The organism is Micromonospora inaquosa, from assembly GCF_003857055.1.
GTDB lineage: Bacteria > Actinomycetota > Actinomycetes > Mycobacteriales > Micromonosporaceae > Micromonospora > Micromonospora inaquosa.
This window is the reverse complement of record NZ_QGSZ01000373.1, coordinates 1-14,132: the sequence shown is the minus strand read 5'-3', so window position 1 is coordinate 14,132 and position 14,132 is coordinate 1. Positions and strand designations below refer to the sequence as shown.

The following is a 14,132-nucleotide window of genomic DNA, read 5'->3' as shown; positions in this document are numbered from 1 at the left end:
CGGCCGGCGAGCCACCCACCGGACCGAACCACCCGACCACGGTGGGCGACCCCACGGACTGTGTCACGGGTCCTTTGGAGCTGATGTCGTAGACGAATCAGGGGCATCGCCGATCAAGGGCATCGCCGTTCAGGGGTATGACCGATCAGGCGCACGACCAATCAGGCGCACGAACAATCAGGCGCACGAACAATCAGGCGCATCGCCGATCAAAGGCATGCCCGACCCAGCCGAGCGGATGATTCGTTTACGACATCAGCTCGATAGGGCGTCACACTCATCTGCCAGCCTCTGCGCGGAACGTCGACGAAGGGCCGGGCGCCACCACCCGAGGACTCGGGGATCACCGTCGCGCGCCGGCACGGACTCTGCTTCGAGCCCGCGTTCAGGAGGGACTGTCGCGGAGCGCCTCCACCCGAACGGCCAGGGGCTCAGCCGCCGGAGTCGTCCATCTCGGCGCCCTCGGGGACCGTGTCGTCGTCTCGGCTGGCCAGCCAGCCCTCCGGCAGGAAGACTTTGCCGGGTGAGTTGGTGCGCCCGCGCGGCTGCCCGAGGGCGGTCACCGGGAACGGCTCCGCCGGGTCGAGCTTGCCGAGCAGGTCGTCGAGCTGGGCCAGGCTTTCGATCATCGCCAGCGAGCGGCGCAGTTCGCCGCCGACCGGGAAACCCTTGAGGTACCAGGCGACGTGCTTGCGGAAGTCGGTGCAGCCGTCCCGTTCACCGCGGGCCGGGTTGCGCGCGCCGGCCGTGAACTGGTCGACCAGCAGCTCGGCGTGCCGGCGCATGGTCACCGCCACCTCGCCGAGGGTGGGTAGCCGCCGCTCCGACCGACCGTTGAAGACGGCCTCCAGGTCGGCGAAGAGCCACGGTCGGCCCAGGCAGCCGCGCCCGATGACCACCCCGTCGACGCCGGTGTGGGCCACCATGCGCAGCGCGTCGTCGGCCTCCCAGATGTCACCGTTGCCGAGCACCGGCACGTCGAGGGCCTGCTTCAGGGTGGCGATCGCGTCCCAGTCGGCGGTGCCCGAGTAGCGCTGTGAGGCCGTCCGCCCGTGCAGGGCCACCGCGGCCACGCCGGCCTCCTGGGCGGCGAGCCCGGCTTCGACGTACGTCAGGTGGTCGTCGTCGATGCCCTTGCGCATCTTGACCGTGACCGGCACCCCGGACGGTGCCGCGGCGGCCACCGCGGACCGCACCAGTCGCGCGAAGAGCCGGCGCCGCCACGGCAGCGCCGCGCCCCCACCCCGCCGGGTGACCTTGGGTACGGGGCAGCCGAAGTTGAGGTCGATGTGATCGGCCAGGTTGCGTTCGACGACGATCCGCACGGCGGCGGCGGTGATCTCCGGGTCGGTGCCGTAGAGCTGGAGGCTGCGGGGCTTCTCGTCGTCGCCGAACGCGATCATGCGCAGCGTCTTCGGGTTGCGCTCGACCAGCGCCCTGGTGGTGATCATCTCGCAGACGTAGATGCCGCCGCCCTGCTCCCGGCAGAGCCGACGGAACCCGACGTTGGTGATCCCGGCCATCGGCGCGAGCACGACCGGCGGCCACACCTGGTACGGCCCGAGAGTCAACGGGCGCAGCGCCGGCACGGTCGAGGCAGTCACCGGACAAGTGTACGGGGCCCCGACCGGCGCTCATCGCGTCGGCCGAGGCCCCGTGTGCGGAGTCTCAGCAGCCCGGGAGGCGCTCGATCAGGTAGCGCTCGACCTGGTCCAGGGAGACGCGCTCCTGGGCCATGGTGTCCCGGTTGCGCACCGTCACCGCGTTGTCGTCCAAGGTGTCGAAGTCGACGGTGACGCAGAACGGGGTGCCGATCTCGTCCTGCCGGCGGTAGCGGCGGCCGATCGCCTGCGAGTCGTCGAACTCCACCACCCAGCGCTTGCGCAGCAGCGCGGCGAGGTCCTTGGCCTTGGGCGACAGCGCCTCGTTGCGGGACAGCGGCAGCACCGCCACCTTCACCGGGGCGAGCCGCGGGTCGAACCGCATCACGGTGCGCTTGTCCACGCCGCCCTTGGTGTTCGGCGCCTCGTCCTCGTCGTACGCCTCCAGCAGGAAGGCGAGCACCGCGCGGGTCAGACCCGCCGCCGGCTCGATGACGTACGGCATCCAGCGCTCACTCTTGCTCTGGTCGAAGTACGACAGGTCGACGCCGGAGTGCTTGCTGTGCGTGGAGAGGTCGAAGTCGGTGCGATTGGCGACACCCTCCAGCTCGGCGAACTCGGTGCCACCGAACTGGAAGCGGTACTCAATGTCCACCGTCCGCTTCGAGTAGTGCGACAGCTTCTCCTTGGGGTGCTCGTACAGGCGCAGATTGTCCGCCGAGAGGCCGAGGTCGAGGTACCAGTTCCAGCGCTCCTGGAGCCAGTACTCGTGCCACTGCTCGTCGGTGCCCGGCTCGACGAAGAACTCCATCTCCATCTGCTCGAACTCGCGGGTCCGGAAGATGAAGTTGCCGGGGGTGATCTCGTTGCGGAACGACTTACCGGTCTGCGCGATGCCGAACGGCGGCTTCTTACGGGCGACCGTCTCGACGTTCTTGTAGTTGACGAAGATGCCCTGCGCGGTCTCCGGGCGCAGGTAGTGCAGCCCTTCGTCGCTCTCCACCGGGCCCAGGTAGGTCTTCATCAGGCCGTTGAACATCTTCGGCTCGGTGAAGGTGCCCTTGTTGCCGCAGTTGGGGCAGTTGAGCTCCTGGAGCGAGGTCAGCGGCTTGCCGTGCTTCTCGGCGTACGCCTCTTCGAGGTGGTCAGCCCGGAACCGCTTGTGACAGAACTGGCACTCGGTGAGCGGGTCGACGAACTCGGCGATGTGACCGGACGCCTCCCACACCTTCCGGGCCAGGATCACCGCGGAGTCCAGGCCGACGACGTCGTCGCGCTGCTGGACCATGGTCTTCCACCACTGCCGGCGGACGTTCTCCTTGAGCTCCACGCCGAGCGGGCCGTAGTCCCACGCCGATCGGGTGCCTCCGTAGATCTCACTGGAGGGGAAGACGAAGCCTCGGCGCTTGGCGAGGCTGACGACGGCGTCGATACGGTCGGCTGGCATGTTTCCTCCTACGCCGGCTGGCGGTCGGCGGGGGCGAGATGTGGATGGAACGGTCGGTTCGGGGACAACGGTACGACGACCAACCCCCCGAGCCCAGCAGAATACCGGGGGGCGGGTCAGTTGACCTCGCAGACCTCCACGCCGCCGGTCTGCCCGTCCTGGCCGAGGCTGACCTGTTGCCGCTCCCGGTCGCCGCCGGCGAGGCTCACGTCGACCGGAACGGTCAGGTAGGTGGTGTCCACCTCACCCACCCGGAACGCGGTCACCTGTGGTTCGGCAGCGGCGCGCCGCTCGAACTCCGGCCGGGACTCCCGCCGCTGCGCGTCGTCGCAGAGCTGGTCGTACGCCCGCCCGTAGTTCCGTTCGACCAGCGCCTGGTAGTAGTCGCCGGTTACGGTGCGGGCCTGTTCCCGGATCGCCTGGACTCCGCTGACGGCCAGGCCGACGACGGCCGTGCCACCGCCGCCGCAGCAGAGCACCACGGCGAGCGCGCCGACGCCGAGGCCGATCCAGAGCCGGGTCCGGCGGCCCTCGGTGGGGGGCGCGGCGAACGGCGGAGCCACCCCGGGACCGGGTGGCGGGGCGGGTGCGGTCATAGGAGCAGCGTAGTGTCCGCCGGCTCAGCGGTAAGGACCCGCAGCCCGATCACTCTCGGCGACGACTACGGCCCCACCGGGCGCGGCGGTGGCCAGCGCCTCGTAGGCGGAGGGTTCGTCGACGGACTCGGCGAGCAGCGGCACGGCGCTGACCTTCACCTCGAAGGCGCCGAGTGCCCGCCGGTACGTGCCGACCGACTCCCATTCGGTGACCAGTGACCAGTGCCGGGGGTCGTCCAGCGCGCGGACGAGTTGGCCGCGCAGGTAGCCGGGCCGGGCGGCCAGCGCGGTGAGGGCGGCGTGCGCCCGTTCGGTGAAGTCGTCGGCGGTATCGACGTCGACCACGAACCGGTTGGTCACCAGCACCGGGGGTTCCTCCTCGTAGAGTCTGTGGGATGCAGCGTACGCAGCGCCCTCTGCTCGCCCGGTTGGCCGGGGCGAACCCGACGTCGGTGTTCCTGCTCACCCTGGTGGTGGTGCTGGTGGCGTTCTTCACCCCGGGGGTGATCGGCGGGCTGCTGACGCTCGCGCTCGCCGGGGTCCTGATCGCCCTGTTGGCGACGACCTGGGCGGTTCAGGCGCCACAGACCCGGCTGATCCGACTGATGATGCTGACCCTGCTGGTGACGGTGGGCCTCGCGAAGCTCCTCTGACATGCAATCATGCGTTTTTGACAATCATTATCGTTGCCACGGACAGTTGACGACATGAGCAACCGCACCACGTACCGTGTCCTGGCCGCCGCAACCGCCCTCCTCACCCTGAGCGCCGGGGCCGGCTGCTCCACCGATGGTGCCGCCGGCGCCGACCCCCAGCGAGTCGACGTGGTGGCCGCGTTCTACCCCCTCCAGTTCCTCGCCGAGCGGATCGGCGGCGACGCGGTCCGGGTGACCAACCTGGCCAAGCCCGGTGCCGAGCCGCACGACCTGGAACTCAACCCGAGCCAGGTCGGTGAGGTCAGCGACGCGGAGCTGATCGTCTACCTCAAGGGGTTCCAGCCTGCGGTGGACGACGCCGTGGCCCAGAACGGCGGCGACCGGGCGTTCGACGTGACCAGCGTGCAGCCGCTGCTGGACGCGTCCGCCGGCGGGCACGACCACGAGGGCAAGGAAGGGCACGCCGAGGAGAGCGGCGGCAAGGACCCGCACGTCTGGCTCGACCCGACCCGGCTGGCCGGGATCGGCGACCAACTCGCCCAGCGGCTCGGCAAGGCCGACCCGGACCACGCCGCCGACTACACCGCCCGGGCGGCAGCCCTGCGCGCCGACCTGACGACCCTGGACGGTGAGTTCAAGCACGGTCTGGCGACCTGCCAGCGGCGGGAGATCGTCACCAGCCACGCCGCGTTCGGCTACCTCGCCGACCGCTACCAGCTCGACCAGGTCGGCATCACCGGGCTCAGCCCCGACGTCGAGCCCTCGCCGCAGCGCCTCGCGCACGTGATCGAGGAGGCGAAGGAGCACCAGGCCACCACGATCTTCTTCGAGACCCTGGTCAGCCCGAAGGTGGCCGAGACCATCGCGGGTCAGGTCGGCGCGAAGACCGCCGTGCTCGACCCGATCGAAGGGCTCGCCGCCGGCAGCGACGGGGACTACCTTTCGGTGATGCGCACCAACCTACGGACCCTGCAGACGGCCTTGAGCTGCTCGTGACCTCACCTGTCATCACCGTCGAGCACGGGGTGGTCGGCTACGACGGCCGCCCCGTGCTCCGGGACATCTCGCTCACCGTGAACGCCGGCGAGGTGGTCGCGATTCTCGGCGCCAACGGCTCCGGCAAGTCCACCCTGATCCGCGCGGTGCTCGGGCTGGTGCCGATCAGCGCCGGCTCGGTCACGCTCTTCGACCGGCCGTTGCGCCGATTCCGGCAGTGGGCGCGCATCGGGTACGTCCCGCAGCGCCTGGGCGCCGGCGGCGGCGTGCCGGCCACCGTCCGCGAGGTGGTGGCCTCCGGCCGGCTGGCCCGCCGGGGGATCCTCCGCCCGCCAGGCCGTTCCGACCGGTCCGCCGTCGACGAGGCCCTGCGCGCGGTCGGGCTCGCCGACCGGGCCGGCGACCCGGTCTCCACGCTCTCCGGCGGCCAGCAGCAGCGCACCCTGATCGCCCGCGCCCTGGCCGGTCGGCCGGAGCTGCTGGTTCTCGACGAGCCCACCGCCGGGGTGGACGCGGCCAGCCAGGAGGCGTTCGCCGACGCGCTGCGCGACTTCGTCACCCACGGCGGAACGGTGCTGCTCGTCGCCCACGAGTTGGGCCCGCTGCGCCCGGTGATCAGCCGGGCCGTCGTCGTCCACGAGGGTCGCATCGCTCACGACGGCGCGGTGCCGGACCCGGCCGGCCACCACGCGGAGCCCGACCACGACCACGTGCACCCGCACTGCTACGACGAGCCCGCCGGGCTGTGGAGCAACTGACCCATGGAACTCTTCCAGTACCCCTACATGCAGCGCGCCCTGATCGGTGCGCTGGTGATCGGCTTGGCCGCGCCGGCACTCGGCATCTACCTGGTGCAGCGCCGGCTGGCGTTGATCGGCGACGGTGTGGGGCACGTGGCGCTGACCGGCGTCGGGGCGGGCCTGCTGCTCAACCGCTCACCGGTGCTGGTCGCGGTGATCGCCGCCACCATCGGTGCGATCGCCATCGAGATCGTCCGCGCCCGCGGGCGTACCTCCGGTGACCTGGCCCTGGCCCTGCTCTTCTACGGCGGCATCGCTGGCGGCGTACTCCTGGTTGGTCTCTCCGACGCGACCAGCGCGAACCTCAACGCCTACCTGTTCGGGTCGTTGACCACCATCTCGCCCGCCGACCTGACCACCATCGCGGTGCTCGGCGCGGCGATCCTGGTCACGATGATCGCGTTGCGGCCGGCGCTCTTCGCGGTCAGTCACGACGAGGAGTACGCCCGGGTTTCCGGTCTCCCGGTCCGGACGCTGAACCTGCTGATCGCGGTCGCCACCGCGGTCACCGTGACCATCGCCATGCGGGCCGTCGGAGTGCTGCTGATCAGCGCGTTGATGGTGGTGCCGGTCGCCACCGCCCAGCAGGTCACCCGGGGCTTCCGCAGCACGATGGCCGCCGCGATGGCGCTCGGGCTCTTCGCCGCCGGCTCGGGTGTCTGGGTGGCGGCCACGGCGGACACCGCGCCGGGCGCCTCGGTGGTGCTGGTGGCGATCGCATCGTTCCTGGTGGTGGCCGTGGCGAGCGCTGTCTGGCGGGTGCTGCGTCGCCGGGCGACGCCGACCGCCGCCCCGACACCGGAACCGCACGAGGTCGTGCTGAGCTGAGCCTGGTCGGTGGAGGTCGGTGGCATTGGTTACCGTTGCAGGATGACCAGCGCGACGGGCTACGACGGATTCGACGGGGCCAGCGAGTTGCTCCGCGCCCTGTCCGCGCCCATCCGGCTGGCCATCGTCAGTGAGCTGGCCGGCGGCGAGCGGTGCGTGCACGAGTTGGTGGAGAAGCTCGGGGCAGCGCAACCGCTGGTCTCCCAGCACCTGCGCGTGTTGCGCGGAGCGGGCGTGGTGCGCGGCTCCCGCCGGGGCCGGGAAATCGCCTACAGCCTGGTCGACGAGCACGTCGCGCACATCGTGGCGGACGCGGTCAGCCACGCCGGGGAGGGATCATGAGCGAGAGCGGCGCCGCGGTGCGCAACACCCGGCAGCGTTCGGCGGTGAGCGCGCTGCTGGGCGAGATGGAGGGCTTCCACAGCGCGCAGGACCTGCACGCGATGCTGCGGCAGCGCGGTGAGCGGGTCGGCCTGACCACCGTCTACCGCACCCTCCAGGGGCTCGCCGACGCCGGTGAGATCGACGTGATGCGTCCCCCGGGCGGCGAGCACCTCTACCGCCGGTGCAGCGAGGGGCACCACCACCACCTGGTCTGCCGGGTCTGCGGTCGTACCGTCGAGGTTGCCGGCCCGGCCGTGGAGAGCTGGGCCGACCGGGTCGCCGCGCAGCACGGCTACGCCGACGTCAGCCACACCCTGGAGATCTTCGGCACCTGCCCGACCTGCCTCCGCTGACCAGCAGCGCCGTGGTCGCGTTCCGGGCTCACTTCACGGCTACACCGGGCGGGGCGTTCGTGGCACGCTGGCCGGCGTGAAAATCTATGCCGATCGGTTTCCGACCGCCGCCCGTCAGTTGCTCACCGACCTGCTCGTCGTCGCCTGGGTGTACGCGGCGATCCGCGGCGCGCTGTGGCTGCACGACCTGGTGGAGAAGCTCGCCGTACCGGGGCAGAAGCTGGAGGGCGCCGGGAGTGGCCTCGCCGACAACCTGGCCGACGCCGGCGGCAAGGTCCGCCGGATTCCGCTGGTCGGTGACGAGCTGACCGCGCCTTTCCGGCAGGCCGCCGACGCCGCCCGAGGGCTCGCCGACGCCGGCCGGGACCAGCAGCACCTGGTCGACCAGTTGGCCCTCGCCCTCACCGTCGCAGTGCTGATCTTCCCGCTCGGCATCGTGCTGTTCGGGTGGCTGCCGCTGCGGGTCCGTTGGATGCGCCGGGCCGGATCAGCGGCGAAGCTGGCCGTCGGGCCGGCCGGTCGGGACCTGCTCGCCCTGCGCGCGCTGGCCACGCAGCCGCTGGGCCAGCTGACCCGGATCGGCCCGGACGTGGCCGAGGCGTGGCGGCGCGGCGACGACGCGACCGTCGACGCCCTGGCCGCCTTGGAGCTGCGCCAACTCGGCCTACGCGGCCGGGGCCGCTGAGGTCGTTCGCCGGCGTCTGCGTGACGCCCGTAGGACCGAAACGGCACCGAGGCCACCGACCGCGCCCGATCCGGGCAGCGAGGAACAGCCGTTGGGCCAGGCGCAGGTCCAGCCCGACGCGGGGGTCGTTAAGGTCGTCGGGTGTTCTACTTCCTCGTCGTCATCGCCGTCCTGCTGCTCGGCTACGCCGCCGTCCTGGTCTCCTTCGTACGCCGGGGCAGGAAGATCCCGCCTGCGGCGTACCTGGCCCTGGCCGGGTTCAACGGTCTGATCCTGGCGGGCGTGCTGGCCTGGGCCGTCTCCCGCTGACCAACGCCGCTGACCAACGCCGCCAGCCCGCACCGCCGGCCCGCACGGCGGCCAGCCGGCGTGGCGCGGCTTACGGCTTCGGGGGGATGCGGCGGCGGACGTCCTCGGCGGTGGACGGGCCGGGCGACCAGCGGGCCACCCAGGGCAGCTCCTCGGACGGGGTGAGCACGCCCTCCTCCAAGCCCGCGTAACGGCCGGCGAGGATGCGCTTCGCGGCGGCGGTGTCGACGGAGTCGGTGTTGTCCCAGAGCGCGGCGAACAGGGCGTCCACCCGCACCCGTGCCTGCCGGCAGAACAGGTCGGCCAGCTCGACGTTCTCCGGGCGGCTGTCCCGTTCGGCGGTGGCCCGGACGCAGACCGCGGACATCGCGAACAACTCGGCGCCGATGTCCACCACCCGGCCGAGGAACGCCTGCTTACGCTCCATCTTTCCCTGCCAACGGGACATCGCGTAGAACGTCGACCGGGCCAGCTTGCGTGACGAACGCTCCACCTGGCGCAGGTGCGCGGCGAGCGGGGCGAACTCGGCGTACGCCGAAGGGCTCTGCCCCCGGCCCACGGCGAGGGTGGGTAGCCACTTCGCGTAGAAGGCGCCCGCCCGCGCGCCGGCTCGGGCCTTGCGGCCCAGCCCCGCGTCCGGGTCGATGATGTCGCCGGCCACCGACAGGTGGGCGTCGACCGCCTCCCGCGCGATCAGCAGGTGCATGATCTCGGTCGAGCCTTCGAAGATCCGGTTGATCCGCAGGTCGCGCAGCATCTGCTCGACGGCGGCCGGGCGTTCGCCGCGGGCGGCCAACGAGTCGGCCGTCTCGTAGCCGCGCCCACCCCGGATCTGGATCAGCTCGTCGGCGATCTTCCAGGCCATCTCGCTGGCGTACAGCTTGACCAGCGCCGCTTCGATCCGGATGTCGTTGCGGTCGTCGTCGGCGAGCAGGCAGCAGAGGTCGAGCATGGTCTCCATGCCGTACGTGGTGGCGGCGATGAAGGAGAGCTTCTGCGCGACCGCCTCGTGCTCGCCCACCGGCCGGCCCCACTGGACCCGGTCGGCGGCCCACCCCCGGGCCACGTTCAAGGCCCACTTGCCGGCGCCCACGCACATGGCCGGCAACGAGAGCCGACCGGTGTTCAACGTGGTCAGCGCGATCTTCAGCCCCTTGCCCTCGCCGCCGATGACGTTCTCGGCGGGCACGAAAACGTCGTGGAAGCGGGTCAGGCTGTTCTCCAGGCCGCGCAGGCCGATGAACTCGTTACGCCGCTCGACAGTGATACCCGGGCTGTCGCCCTCCACCACGAAGGCGGTGATCCCGCCCCGACGGCCCGCCGCGGCCGGCACCCGGGCCATCACCACCAGCAGGGTGGCCACGATGCCGTTGGTGGCCCAGAGCTTCACCCCGTTGAGCCGGTAACCTGTGCCGTCCTCGGTCGGCTCGGCGATGGTGGCCAACCGCGCCGGGTCGGAGCCGACGTCGGGCTCGGTGAGGAGGAACGCCGACACCTCACCGGCCGCGAGCCGGGGCAGGAAGCGTTGCTTCTGCTCGGCGGTGCCGAACATCTTCAGTGGCTGTGGCACACCGATCGACTGGTGCGCCGAGAGCAGTGCGCCGATTGCCGGGCTGACCGAACCGGCCAACATGAGCGCCCGGCAGTAGTGCAGGTTGCTCAGCCCGATCCCGCCGTACTTCCGGTCGATCTTCATGCCGAACGCGCCGAGGTCGGCCAAGCCGTGGAAGACCGAGTCGGGTATGGACCCGTCCCGCTCGATGGCCGCACCATCCACCTCGGAAGCCAGGAAGGCGCGGAACCGACCAAGGAACTCCTCCGCCCGAGCCACGTCGTCCGGATCGGATCGGGGCCACGGGTCGATCAGGTCGAGCCGGAACCGGCCGAGGAACAGCTCCTTGCCGAAGCTGGGTCGGTCCCAGGTGGACTCGCGAGCGGCCTCGGCGACCTGTCGGGCCTCCTTCTCGGAGACCTGCCCGGCCTCCGCCGGCAAGGGCGCGGCCACGCCACCGGCGTTCGGTACGGGGTCGGAGTCGGGGCCGTCCGGTGCCGATCGGCCATCCTGCGTCGTGGTCACGGCTGCCCCCTCGAAGCTCGGTGCGGCTGTTCGACGTGCGCGACTACCGCCACGCTACCCCCGGTTGTTACCCAGGGGTAGCGCTGCGTGAAGATCAGCGGTGGTCAGCGACCGATGGTGGTGTCCGGGTCGTCGTCATCGTCGTCGATGTCGTCCTCACCCCAGTTGCGTCGGGCGAACGGCAGGGCCACCCAGAACGTGAGGAACCAGATTCCGGCCAGGGCACTGAGCACGAAGGCGATCGGCCGGTCCAGCACGAAGTCGGTGATCAGCAGCACCGCGCTGACCATGGCGATCAGCATGAAGGCGAGGCCGCCGGTGGCCATCCGGTGCGCGAAGCGGACCAGCTCCGGTTTGCGCCCCTGCCGGAACAGCGCCCGGTGGAACGCCACCGGCGAGATGATCAGCGCGGTGGCGGCGGCCGCCGCGAGCAACGCCACGATGTAGACGTCGCGCTGGAACTCCGTGGTCTCGGTGAACCCGTTACTGAACGGCAGGGTGAGCAGGAAAGCGAAGAGGATCTGCACGCCGGTCTGGGCGACCCGCAACTCCTGCAGCAGGTCGGCGAAGTTGCGCTGCCAGCGCTGCTTATCGGTCTCCTTGGACACGCGCTACCTCCGGTGAGACGCTACTGCCGGCGGTCCCAGCCGCCGGCAGCAACGCCAATGCCCCACCCGGCCGAGCGCGAAACAGGTTCACGACATCTGCCGTTCATCGTGTGACGGCGTCAGGACCCGCGTCGGATGCGGCCCGCGTACCGCGCTTCCAGCTCATTGTTGTGCGCGTCACCATCCGGGATGTTCGCCGACAGGTAGACCGGGGGCCGCTCCCCCGCCGCCAGCAACCGCGCCACCACCTCGACGGTCACCTGCTGCGCCAGCAGCGCCGCGGTGATCGAGGAGACCGCCCCGACCGCGCCACCGCCGGGCAGCGGCAGTGTCGCATCGCCATACGGCGCACCGTTGTCGAGCACCACGTCGGCGAGATCGCCCAACTTGCGGCCGGACGGATGCCGGGAGGTCATCCGGCCGGAGTGCTGCGTCGAGGTGATCGCCACCAGCCCGTGACCGCGCTCCTTGACCAGCGTGGCGAACTCCACCATCGCGCCGTTGACCCCGGAGTTCGAGGCGAGCACGAAGACGTCGGTGGGGCGCACCGGGGCCAGTTCGTAGAGGCGGTGCGCGACGGCCGGGTCCCGTTCCAGCAGCGGGCCGAGCCGTTCGGCGGGTTCACCGCCGAGCAGCACCAGGTCGCGTAACGCGATCCGGTTCGTCGGCACCAGACCACCCGCCCGTCCGGCGATCTCCATCGCGAGGGCCTCCGAGTGCCCGGTGCCGAACGCGTGCACCACACCGTCGGCTCGGACAGCCTCGGCGATCAGATCGGCGGCGCGCCCCACCGCCTCCCGCTGACTGGCGGCCACCCGACCGATCGTCTCGGTCACCACGGTCAGGTAGTCCTCGGCACTCACCGTCATACGTCCTCCGTTGTTCGATTGCGGGCCAGCCAGCGCACCGCGAAGTCGAGCGACGGCTGCCGGGTCCGTTGGCCTCCGTCGTCACGACGGCTTTCCCTGGTCGACCCGCACGGCTCAGGCCACTCCGCCGACTCGGGCCAGGATCGCCTCGGCGAGTGGGGCCGGCGCCGCGTCCGGGATCCAGTGACTCACTCCCGGCAACTGCACGAAGCGGTACTCCCCGGTGACGTTCGCCGCGCACGCCTCGGCGGCGGTCCGGCCGATGGCGACGTCCCGGTCACTCCAGACGTACGTGGTGGGCACCGCGACCGGGTCGACACCGGCCAGGTCGGCGCGGGACATCGCCCGGTACCAGTTCAGCGCGGCCGTGAGCGCCCCCGGTTCGCGCATCGGGTCGGCGTACCGGCTCACCCGGGACGCGTCGCCCACCCCGCCGAGCAGCTTGCGCAGCGCGGCGGCGTGCCACGCCAGCAGCACCTTCTCCGCCTTGTCCGGCTTGCGGAACAACGCGATGTACGACGAGCGGGCCTTCTGCTTGCCGTCGGTGGCCAGGGCGTGCGCCATGGCCGCCGGATGCGGCACGGACACCGCGGTCAGCGTGTGGACCCGGTCGGGGTGCCGGGCGGCAACCGCCCAGGCCACGACCGCGCCCCAGTCGTGGCCAACCAGGTGAACGGTGTCCAGCCCGAGCGCGTCGAGCACCGCCACCACATCGGTGACGAGTTCGGGGATCCGGTATTCGGCCACCGCCGTGGGCCGGGCACCGGGCGAGTAGCCGCGCTGGTCCAGCGCGTACGTGCGCAGCCCACCCGCGTGCAGCCTCGGCACCACGTCGTCCCACTCACCACTGTGCTGAGGGAAACCGTGCAGCAGCAGGACGGGTACGCCGTCCGGTGGACCGTCGACGGTCACCTCGAACGTGAAGCCTCGCGCGTCAACCCGCATGATCGGAAGCGTACCCAGAAGTCGGTGGACCGGCCGCTCCCGCAGGTCAGGCGGATGCCCTGCTGGGCCCGCGACCCCGGTCGGTGTTAGCGTCAGCGAGACAACTTCATATCCGACAGGGGAGCGCACAGCGCTGAGAGTGCGGGCACGCCCGCAGACCCTCGAACCTGATCTGGGTAATGCCAGCGCAGGGAGTTCGGTCGACCTCCAGCCGCGCCGCAGTCCGGTGCCACCGGACGCGGCGTGCGTCTTCTCCTGGTTCTCTTCACTTGAACTGGGAGCAAACCATGAAATCCACCAGCGACACCAACCGTTGGCGCACCATCGACATCGTGGTCGCCTCGGTGATCGCGGTCGCCTTCGGCGTCATCTTCTGGGCCTGGGGCCTGGTCTGGAGCGCCACCGAGGGCGCGTTCGCCTTCTTCCCGCCGGCGCAGACGCTGCTCTACGGCGTCTGGCTGATGCCGGCGGTGATCGGTGGGCTGGTCATCCGCAAGCCCGGCGCCGCGCTCTACTGCGAGACCGTGGCCGCGGTCCTGTCCGCGCTGTTGGGCAGCCAGTGGGCCGGCACGGTGATCCCGCAGGGCATCGTGCAGGGCATCGGCGCCGAGCTGGCCTTCGCCGCCTTCCGGTACCGGTCGTTCCGGCTGCCGACCGCCGTTTTCGCCGGCGCGCTGACCGGCCTCAGCGCCGCGCTGTTCGACTTCTTCGTCTGGAACGTCGACTACGCGCTGACCGACTACCGCATCCCGTACGCGCTGCTCACCATCGTCAGCGCCACCGTGCTCGCCGGTGTCGGCGGCTGGCTGCTGACGCAGGCCCTGGCCAACACGGGCGTCCTCGACCGCTTCCCGGTAGGCCGAAACCGAGCCCTGATCTGACCCCCACCCCCACAATGTTGATCAAGAGGTTTGCGTCAGAAAAGCGGCTTCCGTTGACGCAAACCTCTTGATCAACGAGGTCAGCAGGGGGTGGAGG

17 protein-coding genes and 1 riboswitch are annotated in these 14,132 nt (G+C 70.9%); of the genes, 9 read left to right on the top strand and 8 right to left on the bottom strand.

Annotated elements, in window-relative coordinates; genetic code table 11:
- Window positions 1–431: 431 nt before the first annotated feature.
- The 4 genes from dusB to DLJ59_RS33825 all read right to left on the bottom strand — a co-directional run bounded on the left by dusB (window position 432) and on the right by DLJ59_RS33825 (window position 4,010).
- Entirely contained in the window at window positions 432–1,604 is a 1,173-nt protein-coding gene (gene dusB, locus DLJ59_RS33840) for a tRNA dihydrouridine synthase DusB (RefSeq protein ID WP_124778183.1), read from the bottom strand.
- 64 nt (window positions 1,605–1,668) lie between these two features.
- The gene (locus DLJ59_RS33835) at window positions 1,669–3,048 is read right to left on the bottom strand and encodes a glycine--tRNA ligase (protein WP_124778182.1); all 1,380 of its coding nucleotides are present in this window, start codon (window positions 3,046–3,048) and stop codon (window positions 1,669–1,671) included.
- 116 nt (window positions 3,049–3,164) lie between these two features.
- The gene (locus tag DLJ59_RS33830; RefSeq protein WP_124778181.1) at window positions 3,165–3,644 is read right to left on the bottom strand and encodes a hypothetical protein; all 480 of its coding nucleotides are present in this window, start codon (window positions 3,642–3,644) and stop codon (window positions 3,165–3,167) included.
- A 24-nt stretch (window positions 3,645–3,668) separates the two neighbouring features.
- Window positions 3,669–4,010, bottom strand: coding sequence for an antibiotic biosynthesis monooxygenase family protein (locus tag DLJ59_RS33825; RefSeq protein WP_124778180.1), 342 nt, complete (start codon window positions 4,008–4,010; stop codon window positions 3,669–3,671).
- A gap of 29 nt (window positions 4,011–4,039) precedes the next feature.
- On the opposite strand from DLJ59_RS33825, the gene DLJ59_RS33820 reads away from it, so the two are divergent.
- The 8 genes from DLJ59_RS33820 (at window position 4,040) to DLJ59_RS36755 (ending at window position 8,655) form a co-directional block, all read left to right on the top strand.
- Complete coding sequence (locus DLJ59_RS33820) at window positions 4,040–4,297, top strand: hypothetical protein (RefSeq protein ID WP_124778179.1); 258 nt, start codon at window positions 4,040–4,042, stop codon at window positions 4,295–4,297.
- Between the two features lie 54 nt (window positions 4,298–4,351).
- Complete coding sequence (locus tag DLJ59_RS33815; protein ID WP_124778178.1) at window positions 4,352–5,296, top strand: metal ABC transporter substrate-binding protein; 945 nt, start codon at window positions 4,352–4,354, stop codon at window positions 5,294–5,296.
- Entirely contained in the window at window positions 5,293–6,054 is a 762-nt protein-coding gene (locus DLJ59_RS33810) for a metal ABC transporter ATP-binding protein (RefSeq protein ID WP_124778177.1), read from the top strand. The genes DLJ59_RS33815 and DLJ59_RS33810 overlap by 4 nt, the downstream gene beginning before the upstream one ends.
- Window positions 6,055–6,057: 3 nt before the next feature.
- Window positions 6,058–6,924, top strand: coding sequence for a metal ABC transporter permease (locus DLJ59_RS33805; protein ID WP_124778176.1), 867 nt, complete (start codon window positions 6,058–6,060; stop codon window positions 6,922–6,924).
- Window positions 6,925–6,966: 42 nt separating this feature from the next.
- Window positions 6,967–7,266, top strand: a complete 300-nt coding sequence (locus DLJ59_RS33800) for an ArsR/SmtB family transcription factor (RefSeq protein ID WP_030338189.1) — start codon at window positions 6,967–6,969, stop codon at window positions 7,264–7,266.
- On the top strand, window positions 7,263–7,661 hold the full coding sequence (locus DLJ59_RS33795) for a Fur family transcriptional regulator (RefSeq protein ID WP_124778175.1): 399 nt from the start codon (window positions 7,263–7,265) through the stop codon (window positions 7,659–7,661). The genes DLJ59_RS33800 and DLJ59_RS33795 overlap by 4 nt, the downstream gene beginning before the upstream one ends.
- A gap of 76 nt (window positions 7,662–7,737) precedes the next feature.
- On the top strand, window positions 7,738–8,346 hold the full coding sequence (locus tag DLJ59_RS33790; RefSeq protein WP_124778174.1) for a hypothetical protein: 609 nt from the start codon (window positions 7,738–7,740) through the stop codon (window positions 8,344–8,346).
- Window positions 8,347–8,487: 141 nt separating this feature from the next.
- Window positions 8,488–8,655: a hypothetical protein gene (locus tag DLJ59_RS36755; protein WP_167493924.1), complete on the top strand. Its 168-nt coding sequence runs from the start codon at window positions 8,488–8,490 to the stop codon at window positions 8,653–8,655.
- Window positions 8,656–8,725: 70 nt separating this feature from the next.
- Here DLJ59_RS36755 and DLJ59_RS33785 read toward each other — a convergent pair whose 3' ends face one another.
- The 4 genes from DLJ59_RS33785 to DLJ59_RS33770 form a co-directional block, all read right to left on the bottom strand.
- Entirely contained in the window at window positions 8,726–10,732 is a 2,007-nt protein-coding gene (locus DLJ59_RS33785; RefSeq protein WP_124778173.1) for an acyl-CoA dehydrogenase family protein, read from the bottom strand.
- A 104-nt stretch (window positions 10,733–10,836) separates the two neighbouring features.
- On the bottom strand, window positions 10,837–11,340 hold the full coding sequence (locus DLJ59_RS33780; RefSeq protein WP_124778172.1) for a DUF6328 family protein: 504 nt from the start codon (window positions 11,338–11,340) through the stop codon (window positions 10,837–10,839).
- Window positions 11,341–11,459: 119 nt separating this feature from the next.
- Complete coding sequence (locus DLJ59_RS33775) at window positions 11,460–12,209, bottom strand: sugar isomerase domain-containing protein (RefSeq protein WP_124778171.1); 750 nt, start codon at window positions 12,207–12,209, stop codon at window positions 11,460–11,462.
- Between the two features lie 114 nt (window positions 12,210–12,323).
- Entirely contained in the window at window positions 12,324–13,154 is an 831-nt protein-coding gene (locus DLJ59_RS33770) for an alpha/beta fold hydrolase (RefSeq protein WP_124778170.1), read from the bottom strand.
- Between the two features lie 107 nt (window positions 13,155–13,261).
- Window positions 13,262–13,366, top strand: a riboswitch (TPP riboswitch).
- A 75-nt stretch (window positions 13,367–13,441) separates the two neighbouring features.
- Here DLJ59_RS33770 and DLJ59_RS33765 point away from each other — a divergent pair.
- A complete protein-coding gene (locus tag DLJ59_RS33765) occupies window positions 13,442–14,035 on the top strand; it encodes an ECF transporter S component (protein WP_124778169.1) in 594 nt (197 codons plus the stop codon).
- The last annotated feature ends 97 nt before the right edge of the window (window positions 14,036–14,132 follow it).